We start from the raw sequence: 19,080 nt of genomic DNA, 5'->3' as shown, positions 1-19,080 counted from the left end.
TCGGTCTCCTCGGGCCATCGCGTGGCAACAGGTCGCACCGCTGGCCTCTTACGTTATGGGAACTGCCTCGGTCTGCGCGGGGCCCAGCAGGCCGCTGGCTAACGCGTCCTCGTAGGCCCCGCGCAGACCGGTTGCCAGGTTGACGCGCGGATTCCAGCCGGTTTGCGCCAGTGCATTCCAGTCAAGCCGCTTGCGCGGCGTGCCATCCGGCTTGGTCGCGTCAAAACGGATTTCACCGCGGTAGCCGGTCGCCCGGGCCACCTCCATCGCGAGTTCGCGGATCGTGAGTTCATCGCCACTGCCGATATTGAGGATCCCCGTGGGCGCGGCGCAGGCCTGATAGGCATCCTTGGACATTGCCATCACGTGGCGGCAGCCTTCGGCCAGGTCGTCAGCGTGGAGAAACTCCCGCATTGGCGTGCCGCTGCCCCAGACCGCCACCGTGGCGGCGCCGGCGATCCGCGCCTCATGAAACCGCCGGATCAAGCCCGGTATCACGTGGCTGTTTTCGGCATGGTAGTTGTCGCCGGGACCATACAGGTTGGTGGGCATGACGCAGCGATAGTCGGTGCCATATTGCCGGTTATAGCTGTCGCACATGGCAATGCCGGCGATCTTGGCAATGGCGTAAGGCGCGTTGGTGGGCTCCAGCGCGCCTGTCATCAGCTCGGTCTCCCTGATCGGCTGGGTGGCCAGCCTGGGGTAGATGCAGCTCGAGCCGAGGAACAGCAAGCGCTCGACATGGCTGCGCCAGGCCTCGTGAATGACATTGGCCGCGATCATCAGGTTTTGCTGGATGAACTCCGCCGGGTAAGTGTTGTTGGCGTGGATACCGCCGACCCGTGCCGCGCCGAGGTAGACCTGCCCGATGCCTTCGGTGGCAAAGAACTCGCGCACCTGTTGCTGGTCGGTCAGGTCGAGTTCCGCGTGGGAGCGGGTGACGATGTCGGTTTCGCCGGCAGCGCGCAGCGCCCGGACGATGGCGGATCCCACCATGCCGCGGTGGCCCGCCACGAAGATACGCCGTGTGTTCCTATTCATGATGATTGTAGGCACGGAAGCCGGCCATCCTGACCAGGGCATCGCGGCGCGCCGCGGAGAAGTCTGACTCGGTCATCTCGCGCACCAGTTCTTCGAAGCCGATGCGCGGCGACCAGCCCAGCCGTTCGCGCGCGCGGGTGGCGTCGCCCAGAAGGGTTTCCACTTCCGTCGGGCGGAAGTAGCGTGGGTCCACGCGTACGATCACGTCTCCGGCCTTGCAATGCGAGGACAGCTCCGGCCGGCTCTTGTCGACATGCGCGATCACGCCGACTTCGTCCACGCCTTCGCCTTCGAAACGCACGGTAATGCCGAGTCCGGCCGCGGAGCGCTCGACAAATTCGCGTACGCTATGCTGCTCGCCGCTGGCAATCACAAAGTCCTCCGCCACGGCTTGCTGCAGCATCAGCCACTGCATTTCCACGTAGTCGCGCGCATGGCCCCAGTCACGAAGCGCCGAGAGATTCCCCAGGTACAGCGTGTCCTGCAGGCCGAGCGCAATGCGGGCGATCGCGCGCGTGATCTTGCGGGTCACGAAGGTCTCTCCGCGTACCGGGCTCTCATGATTGAACAGGATGCCATTGCAGGCATACATGCCATACGCCTCGCGATAGTTGACGGTGATCCAGTAGGCGTACAGCTTGGCCGCCGCGTAGGGGCTGCGTGGATAGAAGGGCGTGGTCTCCTTCTGAGGAATCTCCTGCACCAGGCCGTACAGTTCGGAGGTGGACGCCTGGTAGAAGCGAGTCTGTTTTTCCAGCCCCAGGATCCGAACGGCTTCGAGCAGACGCAGTGTGCCGAGCGCGTCCGTGTTGGCGGTGTACTCCGGTTCCTCGAACGAGACCTGCACATGGCTTTGCGCCGCCAGATTATAGATCTCGTCCGGTTGCGACTGCTGCACCACGCGGACCAGGCTGGCCGTGTCGGTCATATCGCCATGATGCAGTACCAGACGGCGGTCTTCTGCCTGCGGATGCTCATAGAGGTGATCGATGCGGTCGGTGTTGAACAGCGAACTGCGCCGTTTGATGCCGTGCACTTCATAACCCTTGTTGAGCAGGAACTCGCACAGATACGAGCCATCCTGGCCGGTGATACCGGTAATCAGCGCGCGCCGCCGGCGCGCATCCCGTGGCGAGCCTTGTGCTTTGTCCTGGCTGCTTGCCGCCACATGACCGAGAGGTTCCACTTCGTTTGCGCCCATAGCGTTCCGATGTCCGATGAGTGTGATTCTTGCCAAGCAACCCAAAGCGCGCCGGGCGGCGAGCCGGATCTCGGCACGATGCCAGGGCGACCTGCCGTGCCGCGTGCAATGCGGACGAGGGCCGGTTTTTGGACTGTACTGCCGGTGTGCACGGATAACCGTTTGCTAGCACACATAGTGCGGTGCCGCATTTGGCCGGTGCGGGAACAGCCTGCCGCAGGCGTGCGCAGAAACGGGTACGCAAGGGCCGCCGCGGCCAGCGGCCTCAGCCTTGCGTCAGGTTTGCGCCGATGTCGCCCGATGTGGTGGCAATACCAGCGCGGGCGGGACTGCGCAGATGGTTCCACAACGACCGGGCTGTGGCGCAAAACGCGGTCGCGCCACGCAGTCCGGATCGATGCAGGTTGGATGCGAGACTGTGCGTCAGTGCCAGCAGCAGGAAGATCCCGGCTTTTACCCGGCGGTGCTGGTAGTGGCTGTAGCGGTGGAGCGTCGCATAGATGCGGGAGGCTTCGGCCAGGTGGCCGGCGTCGAGGGGTTCGGCGCCGGGGATATGCTGGTTGGCGGCGCTCGGCAGCCACTCGATACGGCACCCGCCGTCGAGCACGACATGGCTGGCCAGGTCGATCACGTCATAGCCACCGGCCAGCCTCTCGTCGAATGCGACATGCCGGAACAGTTCGGATGGAAACACCGTGCTGTGCAGCATCACCGAGCAAAGGCGCTCGCCGTGGCAATAGTTCAGCGAAGGGTACCCCAGGAATGAACTCTTCTTCGGCTTGCACTTCTGCCCGTCGCTCAGGCTGGGGCCGGTGACGATCAGTGGTGTGGCGGCGCCGGTGCCGCCGCGGCGATAGACATCGTCATCCGCGATCCGTTCGGCCACCTGCTGCAGGAACGTCTGACCAAGCACCGTCTCGTCGTCGATGAACAGCACGTGGGAGCCCGTGATGACCGGGAGCATGCGATTGCGGTTGGCGGCATTCCCGCGTCGCGGCCCTTCCAGGTATCTCACCGCAGGAAACTCGGCGCGCATCATCTGGCGCGTGTCATAGTTCGTGCTGTCGTCGGATACCAGTAGCTGGTGCGGCGGCACTGAGGACGCAAGCGCGGAATGCAGCGCGCGACGCAGACCGGCCGGATGATTCCGGGTGCAGATGCAGAGCGAGAAGCTCGGCAGGGATGTGCTGGCTGGCATGATGCCCTCCATGGCAGGTACTTGGCGGGCCGATCGATTCGCGGCAACGCACGCCATGGCCGGTGCAGGTTTGCCATGGACCGGTTGCGTTTGCCGATTTCCTCGCCGAGCGGTTCTCAGAGGCGGCGTGCTGTCTCCGCCGTCGCGGCGTCAGGCGCCGCGATGGCCGGCGACGCGCACTGCTGGCGCGGCCGCCGTATCATTGGCGTCGTCAGAGCGCGGCGCTGCCGGCACTGTGCGCCTCGGTGCGCCGGGCGCTTGCCGACGCCATGGTGGTCACGCGCTCGTCGCCACTGACCCAATCCAGCGTCGCGCCGCGCTGCAGGGCGGCATAGACAGCCTCGCCCTTGTTGCGGACCTTGAGCCGCTGGTACAGCGTGCAGGCGTGGCTCTTGACTGTCGCCACCGAGATATTGAGCATGCGGCTGACCGTCTTGATCGGATGGCCGCGTGCGAGCAGTACCAGTACCTCATACTGGCGCGGCGTGATCTTGAGCATTTCCGCTTCGTCGTAACTGGGCTCCGCGTCGTCGGTGCGGGACGACAGCGATTGCGCGCTGGCCAGCGCGCTGCGCAGTGCCGAGCGCGGTGTAGCGGCACATGCGGCGACCGCGTGCGGATCGGCCTGCACGGCGACAGCCAGCGGCAGGGGCGCTGCCGACGCGAGCGAAGCCGTTGCCGGCAGGGCTGAGCGCGATGCGGCAGGGGCCGCTCCCACACCCGGCTCGGTGGCGAGCAGCAGGCCATGGCTACCCGAAGCCGCCATCCGGATGGCGGCTTCGATTACCGGCAACGATGCCGACTTGGGCAGGCAGCCGCAGATATTGCGCGCACTGTCGGCGGAAGGTACCCACAGCGGGAGTGCGTCGGCCAGCACCAGGATGCGCTTGGGCGCGATCAGTTCGCGTACGCGGTCCAGTTGCTGCCAGCCGGAAACGGTATCGGCGGGCATGCCGAACACCATCAGGTCGGCGTTGCGATGACTACCATCAAGGTGGGCGATGTCGGTGGGCGAGAGGTTGACGACGTGCCCGGTACCGTGGATGTTCTCGAGCATTTGAAACAGCCCGAGACTGAGCAAAGGATGCTCCTCTATCAGCAACGCGTTCATGCTTTTATGACTCCCCGTTAATCGGAGCAGGGAGTGCGGGACGCTTTTGCGTTACGGAATGCCAGCCTGCATGGCGCACGCTGGCGGCGCCTGCAAAGTACGCTGTAACCCCGTGCTTCCGTGCTGCATTGTGCTCCGTTTTGGGTGGAACTATGTCAGCGCAGCCAGAAGAAGGACCCGAACCCTACCCCGAGAAATCTCGCCCCATAACAGGCTTAAAATCATCTTATGGGCTGGTTGGAGGGAATGCAAGCGCTCCTTTCTCAACCTGTCAAAAGGATGGTTGAGAGAGTTTTTACAATCCGGAAAGCGTTGATGGGACTGGCTTGGCGGTGTTAGCCAAGCGTCATTCAAATAGCTCCGGACCGAGTTTCAGAGGTGAAACAAATCGTTTTGCGAAAGTTTCAGCGGTGAAACGGATACTCTCGCCGGGAGGTCCACTTTCGACTTTATTTCACCCTTTCGGGGGTTGGCTGAATATCACCTGATACCGCTTTGCTCCACTATTGAAACTTGGCTTGCGGGCGTAATTTTTCTGGTCTTGCGCCAATGGCTGGGAGGATGGCCAATTAGGACTAATGCAAAAGGATGAGTCCGGTTTCCTACCTCTGGACGAGTGGCGGAGGTCTGATGGACGGCCGGCGGATTTGCTACCGACTCGCAGGGGAGAACGTCGGGGGCTGCTCTGGTAAATGTGGTTCGGAAGGCCCGGCAACCCGGGCCGGCGAGGCGGGGTGAAGCGTGCCGCCGCCGGGACGTACGAAAGCGCACTTGTCCCGGCGTACCGGCAGGCACTTTCCGTGGAAGGACGTGAACGCCGGAGCGGCGCGCGCTATTCGCCGCCCAGCCCGACCGCCTTGGCCGCGCCCGCGGGGTGGTGGCTGACCAGCGCGAACAGTGCGCTTTCCAGGTCGCCCAGCACCATTTCGCGATCCAGGTGCTGTTCGGCCCAGCGGCGGCCGGCGCCACCCAGATGCGCGCGCAACGCGGGTTGCGCGGCCAGCGAGTCGATGGCGTCGGCGAGCGCGGAGGCGTCGCCGGGTGGCACCAGCACGCCGCATTGGGCGACCACGCGGCCAAGTTCGGTTTCCGGCTCCGCAGTGGCGACGACCGGGCGAGCGCTTGCCAGCATGCCGGTCAGCTTCGACGGCATGACCAGATCGGCGGCGCCGGCGCGCTGCGGCAGCAGGTGGATATCGGCGGCGGCCAGCAGCGACGCGAACATCCCGGCCGGTTGCAAGGGCAGGAAGCGCACCCGTGGCAGCCCCGCGCAGGCGGCTTCGAGCCCCGCCCGCCCGGCACCGTCGCCGCAGAAGATGAAGTGCAACCGCTCGTGGCCCGCCAGCAGGCGTGCCGCTTCGGCCATGACGTCCAGGCCCTGCTTGGCCCCCATGTTGCCGGAATACAGTGCCACTATGGCCTCGCCAGGGATTTGCAGCGCACGCCGGGCCATCGCGGCGTTGCCGGCGCCGATTTCCTGCAGGTTGATCCAGTTGGGCAGCAGTGCCGTACGCACTGCTTGCGTACCCTTGCCGCACGCCAGCGAGACCATGGCTTGCGAGATCGACGAGACCCGGTCGAAGCGCGACATCAGTTGATGCTCCACGCGCAGTGCCAGGCGGCGCAGCCAGGGCCGGCGCAGCAGCCCCAGCGCGAAGGCCGCGTCCACTTCGTAGTCCTGCACGTGCAACCAGGTCTTGCAGCCGCTCAAACGGGCGAAGAGCAACGCACCCGGCGCGCACATCAGGGGTGGTTCCACCACAAACAGCACGTCCGGGCGCCAGCGTAGCTGCCACATGACGCTGGGCAGGCTGGACAAGGCAAAGCTCGCCAGGTGCAGCAGCCGCGTGATCCCGCCGGGCCGCCGCGGCACCCAGACCGGCGCGCGAAACACCGCCACCGGGCCGCGTTGCTCGCGGCGGTACTGCCACGCGCGATAACCCTCTCCGACACGCCAGGCCGGATAGTACGGCGGCGCGGTGACGACGCGTACTTCATGTCCGCGTGCGGCCAGCCATTCGGCCTGCTCGCAGGTGTACTTGCCGATGCCGGTCAGTTCCGGCGCGTAGTTGAGGCAGTACATCAGTATCTTCATGGTATCGGGTTGCCTCGGTGCTCGGGTTCGGTGCGCACTTATTCCTCGGCAGCCATGATCCGCATGCAGCCGGCGGCGATGGCCCTGCCCGCCGATGCGGGCGTGTCTTCCAGCGCGATCGCCTGGCAACGGGCGGCGGTAGCGGCGGCATCGCCGAATTGCCTGGGCACTTGCGCAAGGCTTCCCGCCAGCGCGGCGGTATCGCCGGCCTTGAAGTACAGGCCGGTAACGCCATCGCGGACCAGTTCGCCGGCATCGTCGTTGTTGACGCTGACCACCACCGGGCAGCCGTAGCTCAATGCTTCGCGCACCAGCGGATGCCAGCGCTGGGCCGCATCGGGCAGTACCAGGCAGCTCGCCTTGCGATATTCGGTCGCGAAATCCGGTTGCGCCATCGTGCCCAGGAAGCGTACCGATGCGCCCAGCCCCAGCGCGTTGGCCGTGGCGCGCAGCCGCCCGTAGCCCGGGCCGGTGCCGACCAGCGACAGCGTGGCGGCCGGCCACGTTTGTCTCGCGGCGGCGAAGGCGCGTAGCAGCAGCAGCAAGGCCGGTGCGTGCGTGAGCGTGCCGATGTGCAGGAAATTTGGCGCATGTGGCGCTGGCGCATGCTCGATGCGCTCGCGCAGCGCGGTGCCGGCATCGAACCGGTCCGGCAGTACCGCGGGCGGGCGGCAGGCGAAGATCCTGCGCGGCGGCACATCGGCGGCGATGGCGCGCGCGCACCCGCGCTCGCTGCCGACGAAGACGCCATGGCAATGGCGCAGCAGCACCGCGTCGGCCAGCGCGCCGAAACGGCCGGGCATGCTGGCAAAGGCAGCGCCGTGGAAGAAGGCAGCGCGCCGCCGTCCCAGTACCATGCTGGCCAGCAACATGGCCCAGTTGTCCAGCCGGCTCTGACCGGCCAGTACCACCAGCGCGCCGGGACTGAGTGTGATGGCACGCACCAGTTGCAGGCGCCGCCGCCAGGTTCCGGCTTCCGCGCTGCCGGTGGGAAAGACCACCTGGCCCGGCCATAGCGCGCCAGTGCTTGTTGCCGGGCCGTTCGCCGCGGCGAGCGGGGACGGGTCACGTTTTGCGAAATGGCGAAGCAGTGGTTTCATGTCAGGCCTCCCCAGGTTGCGCCGGTGCCGTGCCGTGGGCCAGCGTGCCGCTTTGCAATGCATCGAGGTAGGCCAGCCGGAGGCCGTCGCGCAGCGACACGGCTGGCTGCCAGCCTGTCGCCGAGAGCGCCGTGCAGTCGAGCCGCTTGCGCGGGGTGCCGTCTGGCTTGCCGCTGTCGAAGACAACCTCGCCGCGAAAGCTCACCGTCTTTGCCACTAGTCCCGCCAACTCCCGGATGCTGACTTCCTCGCCGCTGCCTACGTTCAGGAAGCCGGCCGGCGCGGTTTTCCGGTAGGTGTCTTCCGATAATTCCATCACATGCAGGCACGCCGCGGCCAGGTCGTCGGCGTAGAGAAACTCGCGCAGCGGCGCTCCGCTGCCCCACACCGGCGCCTGCTGCGCGTGCGCCATGCCGGCTTCATGGAAACGCCGCAGCAGCGCGGGTATCACGTGGCTGTTATCGAGGTGGTAGTTGTCGCCGGGACCGTAGAGATTGGTCGGCATCACGCTGCGGTAGTCGGTGCCGTACTGGCGGTTGTAGCTCTCGCACAGTGCGATGCCGGTGATCTTGGCCAGGGCGTAGGGCGCGTTGGCGGGCTCAAGCGGGCCCGTCAACAGCGCCGCTTCCCCGATGGGCTGGGGTGCGAGCTTCGGATAGATGCAACTCGAACCGAGGAACAACAGGCGCTTTACGCCAGCGCGCCACGCTTCGTGCACGACGTTGGCCGCGATCATCAGGTTCTGATGGATGAACTCGGCGGGATAGGTGTTGTTGGCGTGGATGCCGCCTACGCGGGCGGCGGCCAGGTAGACGGTGTCGACGGCTTCCGTGGCAAAGAAGTGGCGCACCTGGTGCTGGTCGGCCAGGTCGAGTTCGGCGTGGCCGCGCGTGATCGTCTCCGCTTGTCCGCGCGCGTCGAGCGCACGCACGATGGCCGAGCCGGCCATGCCACGATGTCCCGCCACGAAAACGCGTGGCCGCCGCGGCAGCGGCGATGGCGGTGCGTCCGGCGGCACTACGGTGTCGGCTTCACGCATGATGGTGGCGGGCCTGGAAGGCTGCCAGCTTGCCGAACGCATCGCGGCGTGCCGCAGCGCCCGTGCCGCCGCAAAGGATGAGCGGTACGATCTGCATGTCGTCTGGCATGGCACGTCTCCTTCACACGGCACGAGGCCTGGCTCGCCCTCGCGGCGAGCCGAGTGACGGGTAGTGAGGTGACTGTAATGCCCGGTCCCGGGAGGGACTGTTCCCTAGCACACACTTGGCGGCGGCCGGGCAGGCGCGCAGACCGCGCGCCCTGAAATGAAATCGTCCCCGCCTCGGCGGGGACGATTGCGCGATGGCGCGGGATCCGCGTTAGCGTACCCAGTAGCCGGGGCGCATCACCCAGCCGCCGCGCGGGCTTTGCACCCAGCGCTCGGGCACATAGCGCTGGCCCGGCCGCGCGTGTTGCCAGTAGCCGCCGCGCCAGTCATAGCGGCCGCCGTTGGCTGTCCAGTGCCCCGGGACCCAGGCCTGGCCGGGGCGAGCGGCCGGACGTGGCTCATAGCGCGGAGGGGGCGGGGCCGGGCGCATGTATGGGTTGCCGTGATAGCCCGGCGGATAAGCCTGGGCCTGGGCCGGCGAGATCAGGCCAAGCGCGGCGCCGGCGGCGAGGGTGGTGAGGGCGAGCAGCAGTTGGCGTTTCATGATTCAGCTCCAGGGATGCGAACGATGCATTGGGTATGGTCGGCGCTTTTAGTGTGGATTACCGGGGCCCGCTTAATAGCGGTCGTGGTAGCGGTACGGCGGCGGGCCGCCGCGCGGGGGCACCACGATGCAGGCGGACAGCAGGGCCGCTGCGGATGAGAGCAAGACAACCAGGGCGATGGCGCGTTTCATGTCGGGGACTCCGTGACTGGCTTCGCGTTGAACATGGCCTCACTGTAGCCATCGGGCCGGCGCCGTTGTGCTTGCACTTGTAAGGCTTGCTCACACTTGCGCAAGGCGCCGCATCCTGCGCCGCATGCCTTCGACTGCCCTTGCACGTGCCCCGCCAGCCCTTGCCTGCATTGGTTGCGCGGACTTTGCCGAGCGGCCCGTCGCAGGCTGAAAATAAAACGGGACCGTGGCCGGTCCCGTAATGTGGCGTTACATCGGAAATAACTCGCGCAAAGATTCTGCCCGCGCGGTGGCGTCTTTGCGTGGCGGAACCCTGGCGTTCAGCCTGAGCGGGGGAGCCGTCTCAGGTCGCAGTCGACTCTCTTGGCCGCGGGCCGGTCGGCGTGCTTCGGTGGTCTCCGGACCCACGCAGAAATGGGTACGCTTTGAGGAGGGCGGGCTTCGTCGGGCGCCCGGGATGGCTTCCGCTATGGATGCGGGCTACTGCCGCCGGTGCGTATCGTCTGCAAACGGTGCAGCGTGATCTTGAGCACTTCGGCGCGGCTTTCCTCGATATGGCCGGACAGCAGCAGCACGGCCCGCTCCGCGCACTGGTGCTGTATCTCGCCCAGGATGGCGGCGTGCTCGTCATAGGTGGCGGTCACGCGCGCGGCGCAGGTGAAATCGAGCCGGCGGATGATACGGATGCGCTCTGTCAGCTGCCGGTGCACCGTGGCGATCTCGCGGTTGCCGGCCGCGGCGACCAGCGCGGCGTGAAAGGCTTCATCGTGCTGCGCCACCAGGCGGCCGTCTTCCAGCCGCTCTTTTTGCGGCGCGCGCCAGAACTGCGCGAGCCGCGCCAGCGCGCCGTGCTCCACCGCCGGCGTGGCGTGCGTGCACAGCATGCGCACGGCGTTGACCTCGATCAGCTTGCGCAGCTCGTACAGTTCGTCAAAGCGCGTGAAGTCCAGCGGCACCACTTCCCAGCCGCTGCGGAAGTACACCTGCACCAGCGCCTCGGATTGCAGCCGCTGCAGTGCCTCGCGCACGGGCGTGCGGGACACGCCGAGCCGCAAGGCGATCTCGCCTTCGGTGAAACGGTCGCCAGGCAACATGCGGAACTCGAAGATATCGTCGCGCAACTGCGCATAGACCGCTTCGGCGCGCGAGGAGGCGCGGATTTCCACGCTGCTCATGCGGCAGCCAGCGCCAGCAACGCCGACGGCCGCGGGCAGGCCGCGACGCCCATGGCTTCGAGCGCATGGGCTGCGGCGAAGGCAAGGTCTTCCCGCCATGGCGGCGCAATCAGTTGCACGCCGAGCGGCAGGCCATCCGGTCCCGCCAGCGGCACCGTGAGCACCGGCAGCCCGACGCAGGAGACGGGCTGCGTGAGTAGCCCCAGACTGGCGCGCGCGGGAAGCACCTGGCCATTGATTTCGATGCTCTCCTGCCCGGCCAGCGGTGCCGCCACCGGCGTGGCCGGCGCGATCAGCAGGTCAGTGCGCGCGAAGACGCCGAGCATTTCGTGGCGGAACGCTGCGCGAACCTGCTGCGCGCGCACGTACCACGCAGCCGGCAGGACCAGCCCGGCCGCCAGCCGGTCGCGCGAGAGCGGCTCCATCTCTGCGTACCTGTGCCTGAGGTGCTCGCGGTGCAGGTGCCCGCCCTCGGTGCCGGTGATGATGAAGGCCGCCGCGCGTGCGGCCGCCGCGCCAGGCAGGCTGACGACATCCGCTGCCGCGAGCGCCTCGGCCACGCGCCGGGCGGCGGCACGAGCGGCGGGACCGGCCATGTCATCGAAGTAGCCGTCAAGGCGCGCGGCGCGCACGCGCAGCGGCGCCTGCCCGCTCACGGTTTCGATGGGACGGCGCGCGCAGGCGGGGTCGCGGCTGTCGGCATACTGCAGCACATCGTAGGCCGCAGCCAGGTCCGCCACCGAGCGCGCGAAGGGACCGACGTGGTCCAGGCTGTGCACGAAGGGGTAGCTACCGCGCCGCGACAGCCGTCCGTAGGTGGGCTTCAGGCCGAAGATGCCGGTGAGCGCGGCCGGCACGCGAATCGAGCCATTGGTGTCCGAGCCGAGCGACAGCGGCACCAGGCCCGCGGCAACCGCAGCCGCGCTGCCGCCCGAGGAGCCGCCCGCCACGCGGGCGAGATCGTGCGGATTGCGGCAGGTGCCGCGATGCGCGTTCTCGGTGGTGAAGCCGTAGGCGAATTCATCCATGTTGAGCGTGCCCACCAGCACCGCGCCTGCCTCGCGCATGCGGGCCACCAACGCCGCGTCACGCCGTGCGGGAGCGCTGCCCGCCAGCACGCGCGAGCCCGCCAGCGTGGTGACATTCGCCACGTCGAACAGGTTTTTCACGGCGTAGGGCACGCCCGCCAACGGCGGCAGCCGCGCGCCCTGGGCACGCATCGTGTCGATGCGGCGCGCTTCGGCCAGCGCGCGTTCGCGCGTGACGGCCGTGAAGGCATGCAGCAGCGGATTGCAGGCCTCGATGCGCGTGAGCGTGGCGACGGCCACATCCAGTGCGCTGCGCGCGCCGGTATCGATGTCGCTGCGGATCGTCAGCGCGGACTCGAAGCGGAAATCATGGACGTTCATGGCCTGTATACCGGGGCCGGCGCGTCATGCGCATCGAACGGGTGCGCCAGCATCGGCCCCGCCACCGCGGCGACGCGCAGGAACTGTTCGATCACGCGGGCCTCGGCGTCCGCCGGCAGTTCCAGGCCGTGCAGCCTGAGCGCACTGCGGGCGTAGTGCGCCAGCGTCTCGTCGCAAAGCTTGGTCATGGCATTTCTCCAGGGTTTCGCCGTTCCCAGGCCGGGGACTGAAGAGGCGCGCGGAGGCTGGGATCCGAAAGTCCATGCGGCACGGAGATTGCCGAGAAAGGCGATGCATCCACGCGCGTGGCATGTTGCGCTCTTGCTTGCATGCGGTCTTGTATGCAAGCAATGGCTGTGCCACGTAGACCGCGGCGCGCGCGTGGGAGGCCGTGCCCGGCGCTGCACCGCATGGGGGCGCGGCGGCTGGCCGCGGGTGCGTATCCACGCCGATATTCCCCGTGGCAGTGCGCGCCCGATAGTGCCGGGGACGGAGCGGTGCACGGCGCAAGCGACCGTGCGCAGTGGCACGAACCTTGCGCCGGGGGCGGGAGCGTCCCCATGCCGGTCCGCTTCCGGCATGACGCTGCGATCGCCACATTGCCTGCGGCTTTCGCATCGGGGGTGCGCGTGGTGACGCGGATTCGCGCGCGGCCGCACCGGGTCTCGAGGTCGTGCGCACGAAAGCGCCGGAGGCGTGATGATGCCGATTGTCCTTGTTGTGCTGGCGCTGCAGGCCTTTGTGCCGGGCGCCACCTCGTTCTCCGCGCTGGCGCGATACGACAGCGCGCGCGCCGCCGCCTGTACCGGGCCGGACGGGCTTCCCTGACTTTGCGCAGCGGGAAGCGTCCGTGCCAGCGACACCTGACACATTCAACCGAAAGGACTGCAAATGAACCGTAGCGACGTAACCGACCTGATCATCGAAGCCAAGGTCACCAAGGGCATCCGGTGGGCCGACGTAGCTGGGAAGGTCGGCAAGAGCAAAGAGTGGACGACTGCCGCCTGCCTGGGCCAGATGGCCTTCGACGCGGCAGGCGCGCGGGCCGTTATGGAGATCTTCGGCTTGCCGCCGGAGGCCGAACCGTGGCTGCGCACAGTGCCTTACAAGGGTTCGCTGCCGACCCCGGTGCCGACCGATCCGCTGATCTACCGCTTCTACGAACTGGTCAGCATTTACGGCAGCACCTTCAAGGCACTGATCCACGAAGAGTTCGGCGACGGCATCATGAGCGCGATCGATTTCCGCATGGACCTGCAACGCGAGGCCGACCCCAACGGCGACCGCGTGCGTATTGAAATGTCGGGGAAATTCCTGCCCTACAAGACCTACTGAGGATCCTCCGGAGAGGTCCGGCACCGGTCGTCCCGCGCGCTGCCGCGGGTTTGCGGGCCGGATTGCCGCCTGGATTCCATCACGCAGAAACGGGTACGCCCGGATTCCGGGCCACGCAAAATGTCACGCAGAAACGGGTACGCTCAGCCTCCAGGGCGCGCAAAATCCACGCAGAAACGGGTACGCGGCAGGGTCCGGGCACTCACGCAGAAACGGGTACGCTTTGATTTCGCGCCACGTGATGGCCGGGGGGATGCCCGCGCGTGGCCGCCTTAGGCACCATAGAGTTCGGCCGCCGTCATGCCCGCCGGCAGGCGGGTGAGCGGCAGTGGCGGCGGCGTCAACGGCAGGCGCAGCGCCTGGTACACGGCTTCGCTGGAGAGTCCGTAAGGGGCCGCGTCGGCGTTGTCGAACGCGTAGTAGACCGCCTCCACACCCGTCATGGTTAGCGCGGCCAGGCACATCGGGCAAGGATGGCCGCTGGCGTAGATCACCGCACCCTTCAGGCTCGGCCGTCCAAGTTTGCGGCAGGCAGCACGGATGGCCTCCATCTCGGCGTGGGTGGTGGGGTCGAAGCTGTGCACGATGTCGTTGACGCCAGTCGCAACCAGTTCGCCATCCATCGCGAGTACCGCGCCGAACGGCCTGCCGCCGCGCGCGCGATTGGCCTGGGCAAGGCGTACCGCTTCGCGCAGATATTGCTCATGGATAGACATTGGGGAACTCCTGGGTGAGGGCGATGCGGCTTGCCTAACTGTTTTCGCGGGGCGCGGAATGCGTAAATATGAAACCTGCCCTATAAAATTTTGTGAAAAAAATGATATATAATGCCGGGGCTGAAGCCCACCATCGCCTATCCTAAGCTGTCGCGCCGGGGCTGACCTGCAACGTCACGACCAGCGACTGCAGTACCGACATCGGGATCGGCTTGGAGAAAACGCGGATGTGCGCGGGTATGCCGCCGCGGTCCGCGATAGCGTGCTTGTCGAGAGAAGTCACCACGACGATCCGGGTCGCGGCAAATTCCTGCTGCGCGTCGATGGTCCGGCACAGGCGGAAGCCATCGATGCCGGGCATGATCAGATCCAGGACGACCAGGTCGGGTTTGCTGCTGCCGATGAGCAACAGGCCATCGTAGCCGTTGGTGGCGTCGAGTATCTCGACCGGCGGACTGAGGGTTTCCAGCGCCATGCGGTAAATCTGCAGCAGGTGTTCGTCATCTTCCACCAGCAGCACGCGAAATGGTCTTGCGGCAGTCGCCGTGGGTGCCGCCGCCTGGTTGCGCTGGTCGGCCACCATGCGGTCGACGGCGTCGGCCGGGATCCTGCGATGCCCGCCGTCGGTCTTCCACGCGGGTAACCGGCCGTTCTCGACCCAGAGCTGGACCGTGCGCAAGGACACGCCAAGCATTTCGGCGGCGGTCTTGGTGGAATAGAAACGCAGATCGGTCATAGAGTCTTGTCAACTGCCGCGGCGCGCCCGGTACGGTCGGGGCGTTACGCATCGTATTGTTTTCATTATTCTTCGTAAAGCTGCCAAAGCGCAACTTAATGCCAGGAAAACACGCAATTATGATAAAGCATCGCTGATCTGTCGAAGGGAATGCCGCGTGATGCAACTGCCCGGCAGCGCCTGGCGTACCGCGACGATAGGCCAGGACGTGCGGACTGGCGCAGCCGAATAGATCATACTGTGAAGCTTCGCCGCGGGCAGGCTGCCATCGGGGCAGCGGCACCGGGGGCGCCGGCCGCACGCGCGGACAGCGGACTAGATGGAAGGCTGCGATTCACGGCTGTGATGAACAATATATTCGTTTTTTGGTAGCTTTCCCATGAGGCTGGAAATCTACCGACAGGCATTGGCAGGCGCGCATCGCTCCGTGGGGGGTCCGTTCTGGTCAAGCCTTGTCATCCTGATCGGCATCTGGGGCGCGCTGTCTGGCTGGGCGCTATGGGATCGCGCAGCCGAGTTGCGGCACGTTCATGCCACTCTGGCGCGCATTGCCGGGCTGCTTGGCGAACATGCCGAACGCACGCTGGCCGAAGCCGACCAGATCGCATCGCTGGTCGGTGGCGTGGTGGTTGAGCGCGGGCCCGTGCTGCCGCTGGCGCAATGGATGCGCAGCGGCTATTTCTCCACCAAACCCTTCCTGGAAGTGTCCGTGCTCGACCGCGAGGGCGGGCTGCGCTCGTCCACCAACGCTAGCTTCGAACCGCTGGACCTGAGCGACCGCCAGTATTTTCGTGTGCACGAGAAACGCGCGCTGCCGACGCTATACGTCGGCGTGCCCCTGGTGGGACGCGTCACCGGGTGCTGGTCCGTGCAACTATCCAGGGGCATCGTAGCCCCGATGACCGGCCACTTCGCCGGCGCGGTAGTGATATCGCTCGATCCGGGCTACTTGTCCGAGGTTTTTTCGCGGGCGGCGCTGGGGCCATCCGGCGTCGTGCTGCTGGCGGGCACCGACGACTTCGTGGTGCGCGCGCGCTGGAGCGAGGACAGTCGCCAGCCTGGCCAGATCCTGATGCCCGGGTCCGACTTGCGCCGGGCGTTGGCCGGTGCGCGCGGCGGCCTCGTCACGGACGCCGGCGGGCGCGCCGACAGCCAGCGCATCTACGCCATCCAGCGCCTGCCAGGCCGCAACCTGGCGGTGCTGGTGGGCATGAGCAGCGAGGTTGCGCTGGCCAGCTATCACCACCGTTTGCGCCTGGTGATCGTGATTGCCGCCGTGGTCACCTTACTCGTGATGTTCTTCCAGGTCAGGCAGTTCTCCGCACTGCACGAGCTTGCGATGCTGGCCGATCGCGAGAGCGTGGTGCGCGACATCCTGGCCGAGAAGAAGCAACACCTGCGCGGTCTGTTCCTGGCCATGCCGGACGGGGTGGCCGTCTTTGGCCACGATCGCGTGATCGACGAGACCAATACCGCGCTATGCGAACTGCTTGGGGTGTCGTTGCCGCAACTGCGCGGCGCCACCCAGCGCGAGTTCGTCCACTGGCTTTACCGGGGCCGGCGGCCGGCGGGGCAGGCATGCCATGCCGAACAACTCCTGGCTGAACTGGACCGGGCCCATCCAGGCGGCGAGTTCGCAGGCATTGTCGAGTTCGACATGGCGGTGTCGCCCGCCTACGAGGTGCGCATCGTGCATGCCGCCAGCGGCGGCGGCCTGGTGCTGGTGCTGCGCGACGTCACGTCGCAACTACGCCACGATCGCATGAAATCGCATTTCGTCTCGGCGGCGGCGCACGAACTCAAGGGGCCGGTGGCGGGCATCGCCGGCTACGCCGAGCTGCTGAGCGCCGGTGTCGTGGCGCCGGATCGGCGCAGCGGCATCTACCACGCCATCCATGCCCGGGCCAGGCAGCTCAATGCCCTGCTGTCCGACCTGCTCGACCTGGCCCGCATCGAAGCCCGCAGCAGAGGCTTGCTGGAGCGCGAGCGCGTGGAGGTGGCCGCGCTTGTGCGCGAGACTGTGGCGGCCGAGTTCGCCGAGCAGGGCAGGGTGCATGTGATCGCTGCCAACGCGCCGCTTCATGTACTGGCGGACCGCGCGCAATTGACGCAGGCGGTGCGTAACCTCATTGAGAACGCGCTGAAGTATTCTGACGGCAAAGAAGAAGTCACTGTCACCGTCGCACCGCTGGCGCAAGGGCAGGACAAGGTGTCGGTTCGGGTCGAGGATCGAGGTATCGGCATGACGAAGGAAGAAGCCGGATTGGCGTTCGACAATTTTTACCGGGCCAACCGGCAGGGAAATACAACGGGGAACGGCCTGGGCCTGGCGATCGTGCGGGAAATCGTGGCCGTGCATCAGGGTCAGATCACGCTGAGCAGCGAACTGGGCAAGGGCACCGTGGTCACTCTCAGCCTGCCGGCGGCAACATGAGGCGCTGGCTGTGGGGCGAACCTGGCCAGTCGGCAGGACGCCGGGCCGCTTTGCTGGCGGCATTGCTGGGCGCCTGCCTGGCGCTATGGCTGATCGCGCTGCTGGCTGCGCACGATGCCCGCGAACGCGTGGCGGGAGTGTCCTCGGCGGTGCGCGACAACCTTGAGTTTGCGCTTGCCGATACGCTTGGCGTCGCCTATCAGGATCGTGCGCTGGTGGGCGCGCCCTGCCACAGCGTGGCGCGCCAGTTGCAGGAGCAGGGCGCCTATACCGCCTATGTCCGCGACGTCGTGCTGGTGTCGCGCGGCATGCGCTATTGCTCGGCTGTGCAGGGTGAGATCGCGGTGCCGCTGAGTGAGCTGCTGAACTGGCAGCCCGGCCTGCAATACCGGCTCGCCAGACCCTATCGCGGCAGCAACACGGCCCTGGCGGTGTTCTTTGGTACTGCTCCCGGCAACGGCGTGCTGGTCTGGGTGGAAGGACGCTACCTGGCCGACATGGTGCATTCGGCCGGCAAGCTGGGGTTTCCCGATATCGCGATCGAGGTGGCGGGCACGCGCTTCATGCTCAACGCCGGCGATCCCGCGGCGGGTGAGGCGGCCGCGGCAGCCGGCGCGCCAACGCTGGTCAGGCGGGATGCCGCGCAGGCAGCCGCGCGCGGTATCGTCGATATCCGGCGACTGGAGGGACACCCGATCGCCGTGATCGCCAGCGCGTCGCGCAGTCTTGTGCTGCATGAGAGCCTCAAATACCTGGTGCTGCTACCGCTGACCGCCGGCTTTGCCGCGCTGGCGGTGTTTGCGCTGCATTCGCGCCGCGCGGCGCGCCGCTCCTTCGCCGCGGAGTTGCGGCGCGGGCTGCGCCGCGGTGAATTCATCCCCTATTACCAGCCAGTGGTCGATCTCGAAAGCAGGCTGTGCACGGGGGTGGAAGTATTGGCGCGCTGGGAACACCCGCGGCGCGGCCTGCTTGAGCCGGAGCAATTCATCCCGGCGATCGAGCAACAGCGCCTGGCGGTTGCGCTGACCCTGGACCTGATTCCCCGCGTCCTGCGCGACCTCGAGTCGCTTGTGTTGCCCCCGGCCTTCCATCTCGCGTTCAACATCACCAACGAGCATTTCGACGATGTGGGCTTCTGGGCCGACGATGCGCCGCTGTTCGCGCTGCTGCGCGCCAATATCACCCCGGTGCTGGAAATCACCGAACGCGATGCGGTTTCGCTGGTGGAGCATCAGCGCAGCGCGATCCAGCGTGCCAAGGCACGCGGCATCAAGCTGGCCGTGGACGACTTCGGCACCGGCTACTGCGGCCTGGCGTACTTCAAGCAGTTCGAAGTGGATTTCCTCAAGCTCGACCGCATCTTTGTGCAAGCCGATCAGGACGACAAGGTCAGTGGCCAGATTGTCGACGTCACCCTCAACTTTGCCCATGCGCTTGACCTTGCGGTCGTGGCCGAAGGCATCGAGTGCGAGGCACAGCGCGCGCAACTGGCCGGCAAGGGCGTGCGCCTGGGGCAAGGCTATTACTTCGCGCGGCCGATGACGCTGGCTGCGCTGCGCGACTGGCTGCCGGCGCACCTGGAACGCGTCACGCCGCCACCAGGCCCGCGTGGCGAGGTATTGGGCGTGGCGGAACGCACGTGATCT

The 19,080-nt window shown here is 66.7% G+C and carries 17 protein-coding genes; 4 read left to right on the top strand and 13 right to left on the bottom strand.

The window, feature by feature from the left end:
* Positions 1 to 48: 48 nt before the first annotated feature.
* From AC1DT6_RS03090 to AC1DT6_RS03040, 11 genes are all read right to left on the bottom strand, one after another.
* Entirely contained in the window at positions 49 to 1,041 is a 993-nt protein-coding gene (locus tag AC1DT6_RS03090) for a GDP-L-fucose synthase family protein (RefSeq protein WP_441626130.1), read from the bottom strand.
* Complete coding sequence (gene gmd / locus AC1DT6_RS03085) at positions 1,034 to 2,242, bottom strand: GDP-mannose 4,6-dehydratase (RefSeq protein ID WP_441626128.1); 1,209 nt, start codon at positions 2,240 to 2,242, stop codon at positions 1,034 to 1,036. Before gmd ends, AC1DT6_RS03090 begins: the two co-directional genes overlap by 8 nt.
* Positions 2,243 to 2,507: 265 nt before the next feature.
* Positions 2,508 to 3,440 carry a glycosyltransferase family 2 protein gene (locus tag AC1DT6_RS03080; protein ID WP_441626126.1) on the bottom strand — a complete coding sequence of 311 codons (933 nt, stop codon included), beginning with the start codon at positions 3,438 to 3,440 and terminating at the stop codon, positions 2,508 to 2,510.
* A gap of 211 nt (positions 3,441 to 3,651) precedes the next feature.
* Positions 3,652 to 4,551, bottom strand: coding sequence for a response regulator transcription factor (locus AC1DT6_RS03075; RefSeq protein WP_441626124.1), 900 nt, complete (start codon positions 4,549 to 4,551; stop codon positions 3,652 to 3,654).
* Positions 4,552 to 5,383: 832 nt separating this feature from the next.
* On the bottom strand, positions 5,384 to 6,646 hold the full coding sequence (locus AC1DT6_RS03070) for a glycosyltransferase WbuB (protein ID WP_441626122.1): 1,263 nt from the start codon (positions 6,644 to 6,646) through the stop codon (positions 5,384 to 5,386).
* 38 nt (positions 6,647 to 6,684) lie between these two features.
* Positions 6,685 to 7,746, bottom strand: a complete 1,062-nt coding sequence (locus tag AC1DT6_RS03065; RefSeq protein WP_441626120.1) for a glycosyltransferase — start codon at positions 7,744 to 7,746, stop codon at positions 6,685 to 6,687.
* A gap of 1 nt (position 7,747) precedes the next feature.
* The gene (locus tag AC1DT6_RS03060) at positions 7,748 to 8,785 is read right to left on the bottom strand and encodes a GDP-L-fucose synthase family protein (protein WP_441626118.1); all 1,038 of its coding nucleotides are present in this window, start codon (positions 8,783 to 8,785) and stop codon (positions 7,748 to 7,750) included.
* Positions 8,786 to 9,104: 319 nt separating this feature from the next.
* Positions 9,105 to 9,437, bottom strand: a complete 333-nt coding sequence (locus AC1DT6_RS03055) for a hypothetical protein (protein WP_441626116.1) — start codon at positions 9,435 to 9,437, stop codon at positions 9,105 to 9,107.
* A 659-nt stretch (positions 9,438 to 10,096) separates the two neighbouring features.
* Positions 10,097 to 10,804: a GntR family transcriptional regulator gene (locus tag AC1DT6_RS03050; RefSeq protein WP_477114432.1), complete on the bottom strand. Its 708-nt coding sequence runs from the start codon at positions 10,802 to 10,804 to the stop codon at positions 10,097 to 10,099.
* Positions 10,801 to 12,213, bottom strand: a complete 1,413-nt coding sequence (locus AC1DT6_RS03045; RefSeq protein WP_441626112.1) for an AtzE family amidohydrolase — start codon at positions 12,211 to 12,213, stop codon at positions 10,801 to 10,803. Before AC1DT6_RS03045 ends, AC1DT6_RS03050 begins: the two co-directional genes overlap by 4 nt.
* Positions 12,210 to 12,401, bottom strand: a complete 192-nt coding sequence (locus AC1DT6_RS03040; protein WP_441626110.1) for an AtzG-like protein — start codon at positions 12,399 to 12,401, stop codon at positions 12,210 to 12,212. The genes AC1DT6_RS03045 and AC1DT6_RS03040 overlap by 4 nt, the downstream gene beginning before the upstream one ends.
* A 511-nt stretch (positions 12,402 to 12,912) precedes the next feature.
* Here AC1DT6_RS03040 and AC1DT6_RS03035 point away from each other — a divergent pair.
* Both AC1DT6_RS03035 and cynS read left to right on the top strand, forming a co-directional pair.
* Positions 12,913 to 13,041 carry a hypothetical protein gene (locus tag AC1DT6_RS03035; protein ID WP_255350710.1) on the top strand — a complete coding sequence of 43 codons (129 nt, stop codon included), beginning with the start codon at positions 12,913 to 12,915 and terminating at the stop codon, positions 13,039 to 13,041.
* 63 nt (positions 13,042 to 13,104) lie between these two features.
* Positions 13,105 to 13,548 carry a cyanase gene (gene cynS / locus AC1DT6_RS03030; RefSeq protein ID WP_035875095.1) on the top strand — a complete coding sequence of 148 codons (444 nt, stop codon included), beginning with the start codon at positions 13,105 to 13,107 and terminating at the stop codon, positions 13,546 to 13,548.
* A gap of 272 nt (positions 13,549 to 13,820) precedes the next feature.
* On the opposite strand, the gene AC1DT6_RS03025 is transcribed toward cynS, so the two are convergent.
* Positions 13,821 to 14,264 carry a nucleoside deaminase gene (locus AC1DT6_RS03025; RefSeq protein ID WP_276286936.1) on the bottom strand — a complete coding sequence of 148 codons (444 nt, stop codon included), beginning with the start codon at positions 14,262 to 14,264 and terminating at the stop codon, positions 13,821 to 13,823.
* Positions 14,265 to 14,406: 142 nt separating this feature from the next.
* A complete protein-coding gene (locus AC1DT6_RS03020) occupies positions 14,407 to 15,000 on the bottom strand; it encodes a response regulator (protein ID WP_441626107.1) in 594 nt (197 codons plus the stop codon).
* Positions 15,001 to 15,379: 379 nt separating this feature from the next.
* Between AC1DT6_RS03020 and AC1DT6_RS03015 the strand changes: the two genes are divergently transcribed.
* On the top strand, positions 15,380 to 17,434 hold the full coding sequence (locus AC1DT6_RS03015) for an ATP-binding protein (protein ID WP_477111414.1): 2,055 nt from the start codon (positions 15,380 to 15,382) through the stop codon (positions 17,432 to 17,434).
* Positions 17,431 to 19,077, top strand: a complete 1,647-nt coding sequence (locus tag AC1DT6_RS03010) for an EAL domain-containing protein (RefSeq protein ID WP_441626103.1) — start codon at positions 17,431 to 17,433, stop codon at positions 19,075 to 19,077. The genes AC1DT6_RS03015 and AC1DT6_RS03010 overlap by 4 nt, the downstream gene beginning before the upstream one ends.
* The last annotated feature ends 3 nt before the right edge of the window (positions 19,078 to 19,080 follow it).

It is taken from the genome of Cupriavidus sp. 01L45 (assembly GCF_056399885.1).
This window is presented reverse-complemented; position numbering and strand designations above follow the sequence as displayed.

Coding starts and splice junctions, on each gene's coding strand:
- AC1DT6_RS03040 (WP_441626110.1), bottom strand. CDS start 12,401: ATGACCAAGCTTTGCGACGAGACGCTGGCGCACTACGCCCGCAGTGCG.
- AC1DT6_RS03010 (WP_441626103.1), top strand. CDS start 17,431: ATGAGGCGCTGGCTGTGGGGCGAACCTGGCCAGTCGGCAGGACGCCGG.
- AC1DT6_RS03055 (WP_441626116.1), bottom strand. CDS start 9,437: ATGAAACGCCAACTGCTGCTCGCCCTCACCACCCTCGCCGCCGGCGCC.
- gmd (WP_441626128.1), bottom strand. CDS start 2,242: ATGGGCGCAAACGAAGTGGAACCTCTCGGTCATGTGGCGGCAAGCAGC.
- AC1DT6_RS03035 (WP_255350710.1), top strand. CDS start 12,913: ATGATGCCGATTGTCCTTGTTGTGCTGGCGCTGCAGGCCTTTGTGCCG.
- AC1DT6_RS03090 (WP_441626130.1), bottom strand. CDS start 1,041: ATGAATAGGAACACACGGCGTATCTTCGTGGCGGGCCACCGCGGCATG.
- AC1DT6_RS03060 (WP_441626118.1), bottom strand. CDS start 8,785: ATGCGTGAAGCCGACACCGTAGTGCCGCCGGACGCACCGCCATCGCCG.
- AC1DT6_RS03045 (WP_441626112.1), bottom strand. CDS start 12,213: ATGAACGTCCATGATTTCCGCTTCGAGTCCGCGCTGACGATCCGCAGC.
- AC1DT6_RS03015 (WP_477111414.1), top strand. CDS start 15,380: ATGAGGCTGGAAATCTACCGACAGGCATTGGCAGGCGCGCATCGCTCC.
- AC1DT6_RS03025 (WP_276286936.1), bottom strand. CDS start 14,264: ATGTCTATCCATGAGCAATATCTGCGCGAAGCGGTACGCCTTGCCCAG.
- cynS (WP_035875095.1), top strand. CDS start 13,105: ATGAACCGTAGCGACGTAACCGACCTGATCATCGAAGCCAAGGTCACC.
- AC1DT6_RS03020 (WP_441626107.1), bottom strand. CDS start 15,000: ATGACCGATCTGCGTTTCTATTCCACCAAGACCGCCGCCGAAATGCTT.
- AC1DT6_RS03070 (WP_441626122.1), bottom strand. CDS start 6,646: ATGAAGATACTGATGTACTGCCTCAACTACGCGCCGGAACTGACCGGC.
- AC1DT6_RS03050 (WP_477114432.1), bottom strand. CDS start 10,804: ATGAGCAGCGTGGAAATCCGCGCCTCCTCGCGCGCCGAAGCGGTCTAT.
- AC1DT6_RS03075 (WP_441626124.1), bottom strand. CDS start 4,551: ATGAACGCGTTGCTGATAGAGGAGCATCCTTTGCTCAGTCTCGGGCTG.
- AC1DT6_RS03065 (WP_441626120.1), bottom strand. CDS start 7,746: ATGAAACCACTGCTTCGCCATTTCGCAAAACGTGACCCGTCCCCGCTC.
- AC1DT6_RS03080 (WP_441626126.1), bottom strand. CDS start 3,440: ATGCCAGCCAGCACATCCCTGCCGAGCTTCTCGCTCTGCATCTGCACC.